Origin of the sequence: Listeria farberi, from assembly GCF_014229245.1 — a bacterium.
GTDB lineage: Bacteria > Bacillota > Bacilli > Lactobacillales > Listeriaceae > Listeria > Listeria farberi.
On the sequence record NZ_JAARZJ010000032.1, the window covers coordinates 1 to 6587 of the forward strand.

The following is a 6587-nucleotide window of genomic DNA, read 5'->3' on the forward strand; positions in this document are numbered from 1 at the left end:
AGGTTGTTAAGCTTGTCAAGCCGCTTAACGCACTTATATCACTTATCGCGTTGTTATTTAACTGCAAGGTTGTTAAGCTTGTCAAGCCGCTTAACGCACTTATATCACTTATCGCGTTGTTATTTAACTGCAAGGTTGTTAAGCTTGTCAAGCCGCTTAACGCACTTATATCACTTATCGCGTTGTTATTTAAATACAAGCTTGTCAAGTTTGTTAAGTGTTCTATACCACTTAAATCCGAAATGTTTTTGTTGCTAACATTGTTTAATTGGGTCAGTCCGTCTAAGTTGCTCTGTGTTACCAGATCATCCACAGAACCTTTGTATAATTGAGCTCGCACCGCTTCTGCTAAATTAGCATCTGGAAAGATATTACTAATTGCAGTGGCTTCCGTGATAACCCTTCCCTGTTTAGGTCTTTGCTTCTTCTCCTCAACACTCTTTGTCTCATTATTTGCTGTACTTGGTGTGTTTTCTTCTTGTTGACTTGGAGTTACAGCCTCTGTCGAAGACGTTTCGTCTTCTTCCGCTTCGTTTTCAGTAGATTCCTCAGGAAGAGGCGTCTCCACTTCCCCAGCTGTTACCTCTGTTGAATTACCAGCATTTACTTCATCTGCTAAAACAAGCATTCCTGGCGACGAAACGACAGTAAAAAATAAAGCTGCTCCACAGAGCCACTGCTTCCCTTTTTTCCACATACGCCAATTTTTTTGTTTTTGCTCCCTTGCTTTTCGCGAAAATCTCAAAGTCTCTCTCAACTCCTATCTTTGTTTTTAATGAAATGAAACGTAAAATTTATAACCAAAATTAATTATCTAATACTTGCATTTCCAAAAATCACATTTGATGTCCCTCTCCATACATTTAGCTCCATTAAAGCGCTAATATATTCGCGAGGCGCAAATGTCTATTTAGCAAAACCCATTATTATTGCGTCAATTTTTATGTTTACCATTGCTTACAACTATCATTTAAGCCTAAAAAAGACTAATTAATCCTTGTTCATAAATCCATTGAAATAATCAACTTCCTTTAAAAAATAAAGATTTAATAGATTATTATCCTCTAAATAAGAAAAAAGAGCTTCTTTGTTAAATCGATATATTTTTATCACTTTTTCTTTGCCTTCTAGAAAGAAATTTTCAAAGTCTTGAATAAGTTGATATTCTGGTACTTCTAATCCTTCTTTTTTATAATATAAATGCTTTGCTTTTCCGGCTGCTACAACTACATATTTTTTTTCTACTAATAAACGTTCTCCATGTTTCAAGCTAATTGCTTCGTGCTCCACTTCTTCTGCAATTTTCATAAAAAAAGATGAATTACTAATCAATTGTAACACCCTCCTCTCCAATAGATTTTTTCGCATGATAGGTAAGTTTCTTTCCTTTCCCTTGAATGTATCCTTTTGCTTTTAGCTCTTGAATAGCCTCTTCAATTTCTTCCACTGATGAACTCACTATTTTAGCGATATTATAGATAGACAACGAATTAGGTATAGAACTACCTTCTTTTTGTTTCCCAAGCAACTTATCTAACAACATAAGAACTTTCCCTTCAGAATCTTCCCCAGACATTTTCAAATCAAAACGTATGTCTTCCTGTATTTTTTTTGCATACGCTAAATAAAAACAAGACAAAATATTCTCAGATTCAAGTAAATTAAATAAAGTATTTTTATTTAATTTGCTATATCCTGTGTCCATTAGAGCAATTAAAACCATCTTAGAATGACTCTTTGTTGTAAAAACAAAACTGTCTTCTGCCAACAAATTATAATAAGCTTCTCCCCCTAAATGTATTTTTCTTAAGAAGCAAGGACTACTTACATATACAACTTCATCATTAGAAATAATAATTTTCTCGCCTTTTTTCACTTTTTTTTGTTTAGCTAATAAATTCTTAAAAATATAGTCCTTTAAAACAGGTTCCTGATAAATATGGTTAAAAAATTCAATATATTCCATGTTATTCACCCGTATACTTAACCCTTTCGATAAGCATATCTTTCCTTTCGCAGTATTTGTTTATCTAAAAACAATTATATTTCTTCCCCTATCCATTCAAATACTTTTCATGTTACTTATAATACTTTTCAGTATATTTCCATTTGCAAAACACTTTTGTGAACATTTATTCACAAATAAAAATTTTTATCCATTTTTCTGAATAAGGCACTCTATTCTCCCAAGTTTTTATGTATAATTAATTGGGTATGGTACTAACAAGGATTGCAAGGGAGGATTTACCATGGATATTCGTTTGCTAATATGTGCATTATTTTTAATCAACTTCATTTTATGCCTCTTTATTTTCCGGGAGGAGCTACATTTCACATTCAAAGATATACTACTGTTTGGTATTATTTCCTCTATTATCGCCTTACTGTTAACATTTTATTTAGAAATATCTACTGAAATCGGTTTTCTAGTGGTTGCAACTTTTCTTGGCATTTACTTATTTATACGAATTCGAACATTACTTATTTCTACTATTATTTTTCTGTTTTTTATTTCCATAATCGAAATTGTTTGGTCTGGTTTCACTGATACTTCCATCATCTTTTTTAATTTCGACCCATATCTCTCACCTAATCATCCCTACCCTATTTTATTTGCTCTCCTTGAGTGTCTGATTTTAGGTGTAATTCTTTATATTATCAAAATAATTGCGCGCAAACATGCTCTTTTCGAATTGATTTTCTCCATAAACAAAAAGTTACCTTCTATTACTATCTATATTATTGCTAGTTATTATATTACTTACTTAGCTCATTTATACGCTTTTTCCAAGAGCTTCCTAGTATTTGTAAATATTATTATCTTGATTTATTTACTTACTGTTTGCCTTTTTGTCTATCATCTACTTTCTGAAAATTATCAAAAAAAGCAACTCTTGCTATTAAACGATCGCTTACAAACAGAACAATTCTATATTGATAATGCACATTCTTTTAAACACGATTTTAAAGGCTTGTTGCTTTCTCTTACAACCTACATTGAACAAAACAAAAAGACTGAAGCATTAGAGTTGCTATCCTCTATCACAGACTATTCCAATGAATTACTAACAGATAGCTCTTATGATATGATTAATAATATACAGCCCATACCTATCCAATCTATTCTGGTAGAAAAAATCAAGAAAATAAATGCGCTGAAAATTAAGTACTCTCTTACTATCGATAACAGAATTTATATTTCTTCTATGGCTCCTTTAGACTTTATTCGGTGTCTTGATATCATCACTAATAACGCCATTGAAGCTTCTCAAAATGCAGATAAGCCTCAAATTAAAATTAGTATCAGTCAATCTACTTCCTCAATTATCTTAACTGTTGAAAACACGTTCAATTCTGAGGGAAAATTAAACCTTTCACAAATCAGTAAAAAACATTTCTCTAGTAAACCAAATCATCAAGGTCTTGGTTTATATAACTTGGGGAAAATCACTAATAAATATACTAATGTAACTTACTCTTTTGGAACAAAAGATGTTTTTTTTGTAGTAACCCTTACTATTGATTTAGTGTAACATTAACCATTTTTCGTTCTACTAATTTTTAAGCTATTTTTCAGGAGGTGCCGTAATGCCAAAAATTTACTTGGTAGAAGACAATTTTTTACACCGCGAATATCTATTTAACCAAATTACTAAGGTATTAAATAATCAAAAAATATTTTTTGATTTAATACCCGTCGTCAATATCCCTACCTTCGTTCGTTCTTTATCTAGAAAAAGCATTTCCGATACAGATATCTTTTTTCTAGATATTGACCTCACTTCCTTTCTCGATGGAGTGCAAATCGGAGAAATTATACGTGAATATAACACTAACTGCTTTCTAATCTTTGTTACAGCAGAATTAAATAAAGGCGTAGATATTTTAAATCTACGCATTAATCCTTTCGCCTACATCATAAAAGAAAATAACAGCATCACTACGGTTCACAGTCAGCTCGTACAAACATTTGATGATATAATAGCGAATTTAAATCCCGTTTCTAATGACAAAAATATTTCGGTAACTTCTAGAGGTCAAATGTATATTTTTAAAGAAAGTGACATTAACTATATACAGACAATTGAAGGTAATCGATATAACACCTTATTTAAACTAATTAATGATGAGATTGTTTTAGGAAGTACTATCGCAAAATTAAAGAAAACTTTGGATTCAACTAATCTATTTACGGGGTTGAAATCTACTATTATCAATGTGAACAATATTCAAGAGATTTATAGAAAGGAATCTTTAATTATTTTTAAAAATGAAGATTCTCTGGTTTTAACACCTAGACTAATCGATAAAGTTCAATCATTTTTAACTAATCGTAAATCCTACTAATATAGTTAACCATCAACGTAACAGGGTGCTACAACAAAGTATAGGGCATCTCATATCATCTTTTAAATTATTAAGTGTAGTAAAAAGAAACGCCTTAAAAATCCACTATCAAATTAATGAAAAGTGGATTTTTAAGGCATTTCTTTTATTGCAACAAACAGCTCTATTTTTTATCCCGAAATTTATTTTTTCATCCAACAAATCTATAAGTTATTGTCTTTGCTTAAGCATCCAACACTCTATTGTTTAAAATTCACCTTTTCCCTATCTTTTGGTGGTGGTTACACTCACATCTAAAAAACTAAAAATATCGCAACTATTTACTTTTACAAATAGTTGCGATTTATTTCCACTTCTTTAAAATAAACTTTTAACTACTGTAAAGTTGCGATTTTTACAAGCAGTTCGCGATTTTTCTTTGATAACATTAGCAATATAATTTGCATTATTTATATAACGCAAAACATAGGATATACTATCTTGATCTATAATCGTAATATTTCCATAACCCCAAGCTGTTTGGTTAGCAGTTACTATTCTAATTCGATATAAGTCAATACTTTCTCGTTTGCTATGAACAAGTCCAGTAATCATTACTAAGTGTGTATCTGAAATAATATATTTCGTTCTAGCCATTTTAAGAGTAGTAATTATTGTTGGGATAAAAGCTAAACACCAGCTCCATAGCATACTTGATATAATCCACGTATACGTTGGTTTAATTTCTTTCATTTTCACCTTCCCCTAAAAATTCGTTATTTTAATTTGAAATCTATTGATTTCCCATTTAAAAAAGCTGGTTTGTAAGTAATTTTCACTGACTTAGTATCTTTTTTAACTTTACCTACCATATCCCCTGTTACAGACTCACCATCTAAGAGTGTCCCAGAACGTAACGCATCAATCGTATCATCTAAAAAAATGACATCCAAGTTTCCAGTTTTCCCATTATCTCTTAATTGAAAATCAAACGCGTCATAGCCTTCTGTTTCACCTGATTTATTTGTGATTGTCACATTTACAATGACATACTCATAGCCAGCTTCAAGTGTATTGTACTCCGTCCCACCACTATACTTCACTTTATTAACTTTTAATTGCATCCCATTGTATTTAAATTTATCGCCTATTCTATATGTCTTAGATAAACTACTGTTTTGCATTGGTTTATCAGTAGACCACCCTATAATTATAGCCACTAAAAGACTCATTACTACTATAATTGTTCCTAGAAACACTATTTTTTGTTTTTTTGACATACTTCGCTTATTTCCATTCTCCACAAAGCCTCATCCTTCCACCATTAAACAATAACATTTTCACCATCTTAACAATCTACAATAAATAATAAATACATTTTATGTTATATTTAGCGCATTTCAAGCAAAAACTGTTTTTGAAGTATAGTTAGCAACCCAAAAGTAATCAAAAATAATTTGAAATAAAAAACAAAGTAAATACTAGCTTAGACTATTGCTCTTGATTCAGACTTTCTGTTATCTGTAATAAGTATTCTGCCTTTTCATACAAACAGAAAAATCAACAAGTAGCCATCCATTTCTGAATAACAACCCGCTGATTTCTCTTCTTACTTTAATTTTTTATTCTTTTTCTTCTCACCCATACCCATATACCTGATAGAAAGGCTAATAATCCTGCGCCTTGAAGAGGCATCATACTTACATCTCCTGTTTTCACTAGCTTCTGCTCTTGCATTTTAGGTAGCTCCAACGAACCATTTTTACGTTCATTATTTGTGTCACTATCTTTGGAAATAACATTACCAGAATTACTATCTTTAGAATCTAATTTGTCGTCCCCACTATCCATAGAGCCTAATCTATTAGCATGTCCTTCCCTTTGATCTGATCCATCCGCGTCCCCTTCTTCCGAACCTGATCCGTCAGTATTTCCTTCTCCTGGATCCGTCCCATCCGCGTTCCCCTCTTCCGAACCTGATCCATCAGTATTTTCTTCTCCTGGATTCGTCCCATCCGTGTTCCCCTCTTCCGAACCTGATCCATCAGTATTTTCTTCTCCTGGATCCGTCCCATCCGTGTTTCCCTCTTCCGAACCTGAACCACCAGTATTTTCTTCTCCTGGCCCTGTTTCACCAGGTTCATCTATAGGTTCAACATCCATACGCACTTCTCCTGAAAAACTTATATAAGGAGAGTAGCTCTCCATCATCCATGCATAAATAAGCTCTTGATATTCATTAGGCAATCCTTCCCATACAA

8 protein-coding genes are annotated in these 6587 nt (G+C 32.1%); 2 read left to right on the plus strand and 6 right to left on the minus strand.

Annotated features, from left to right (window positions below; translation table 11 throughout):
• The 3 genes from HCB45_RS14780 to HCB45_RS14790 all read right to left on the minus strand — a co-directional run.
• On the minus strand, nt 1-745 hold a 745-nt coding region (locus tag HCB45_RS14780; protein ID WP_185620406.1), incomplete at its 3' end, for a leucine-rich repeat domain-containing protein.
• A gap of 245 nt (nt 746-990) precedes the next feature.
• Nucleotides 991-1332, minus strand: coding sequence for a hypothetical protein (locus HCB45_RS14785; RefSeq protein WP_185620407.1), 342 nt, complete (start codon nt 1330-1332; stop codon nt 991-993).
• The gene (locus tag HCB45_RS14790; protein WP_185620408.1) at nt 1325-1966 is read right to left on the minus strand and encodes a cyclic nucleotide-binding domain-containing protein; all 642 of its coding nucleotides are present in this window, start codon (nt 1964-1966) and stop codon (nt 1325-1327) included. The genes HCB45_RS14785 and HCB45_RS14790 overlap by 8 nt, the downstream gene beginning before the upstream one ends.
• Before the next feature lie 283 nt (nt 1967-2249).
• On the opposite strand from HCB45_RS14790, the gene HCB45_RS14795 reads away from it, so the two are divergent.
• Nucleotides 2250-3533, plus strand: a complete 1284-nt coding sequence (locus HCB45_RS14795) for a GHKL domain-containing protein (RefSeq protein ID WP_185620409.1) — start codon at nt 2250-2252, stop codon at nt 3531-3533.
• Nucleotides 3534-3588: 55 nt separating this feature from the next.
• Nucleotides 3589-4347, plus strand: a complete 759-nt coding sequence (locus HCB45_RS14800; protein WP_185620410.1) for a LytR/AlgR family response regulator transcription factor — start codon at nt 3589-3591, stop codon at nt 4345-4347.
• 357 nt (nt 4348-4704) lie between these two features.
• On the opposite strand, the gene HCB45_RS14805 is transcribed toward HCB45_RS14800, so the two are convergent.
• The 3 genes from HCB45_RS14805 to HCB45_RS14815 all read right to left on the minus strand — a co-directional run.
• Entirely contained in the window at nt 4705-5079 is a 375-nt protein-coding gene (locus tag HCB45_RS14805) for a PH domain-containing protein (RefSeq protein WP_185620411.1), read from the minus strand.
• A 23-nt stretch (nt 5080-5102) separates the two neighbouring features.
• Nucleotides 5103-5546: a DUF4352 domain-containing protein gene (locus HCB45_RS14810; protein ID WP_185620412.1), complete on the minus strand. Its 444-nt coding sequence runs from the start codon at nt 5544-5546 to the stop codon at nt 5103-5105.
• Between the two features lie 394 nt (nt 5547-5940).
• A partial coding sequence (locus tag HCB45_RS14815; RefSeq protein ID WP_221771131.1) for an LPXTG cell wall anchor domain-containing protein occupies nt 5941-6587 on the minus strand: 647 nt, incomplete at its 5' end.

Excerpts from the sequence above, each read along its gene's own strand:
- HCB45_RS14800 (WP_185620410.1), top strand. The coding sequence starts at position 3,589 with ATGCCAAAAATTTACTTGGTAGAAGACAATTTTTTACACCGCGAATAT.
- HCB45_RS14795 (WP_185620409.1), top strand. The coding sequence starts at position 2,250 with ATGGATATTCGTTTGCTAATATGTGCATTATTTTTAATCAACTTCATT.
- HCB45_RS14790 (WP_185620408.1), bottom strand. The coding sequence starts at position 1,966 with ATGGAATATATTGAATTTTTTAACCATATTTATCAGGAACCTGTTTTA.
- HCB45_RS14805 (WP_185620411.1), bottom strand. The coding sequence starts at position 5,079 with ATGAAAGAAATTAAACCAACGTATACGTGGATTATATCAAGTATGCTA.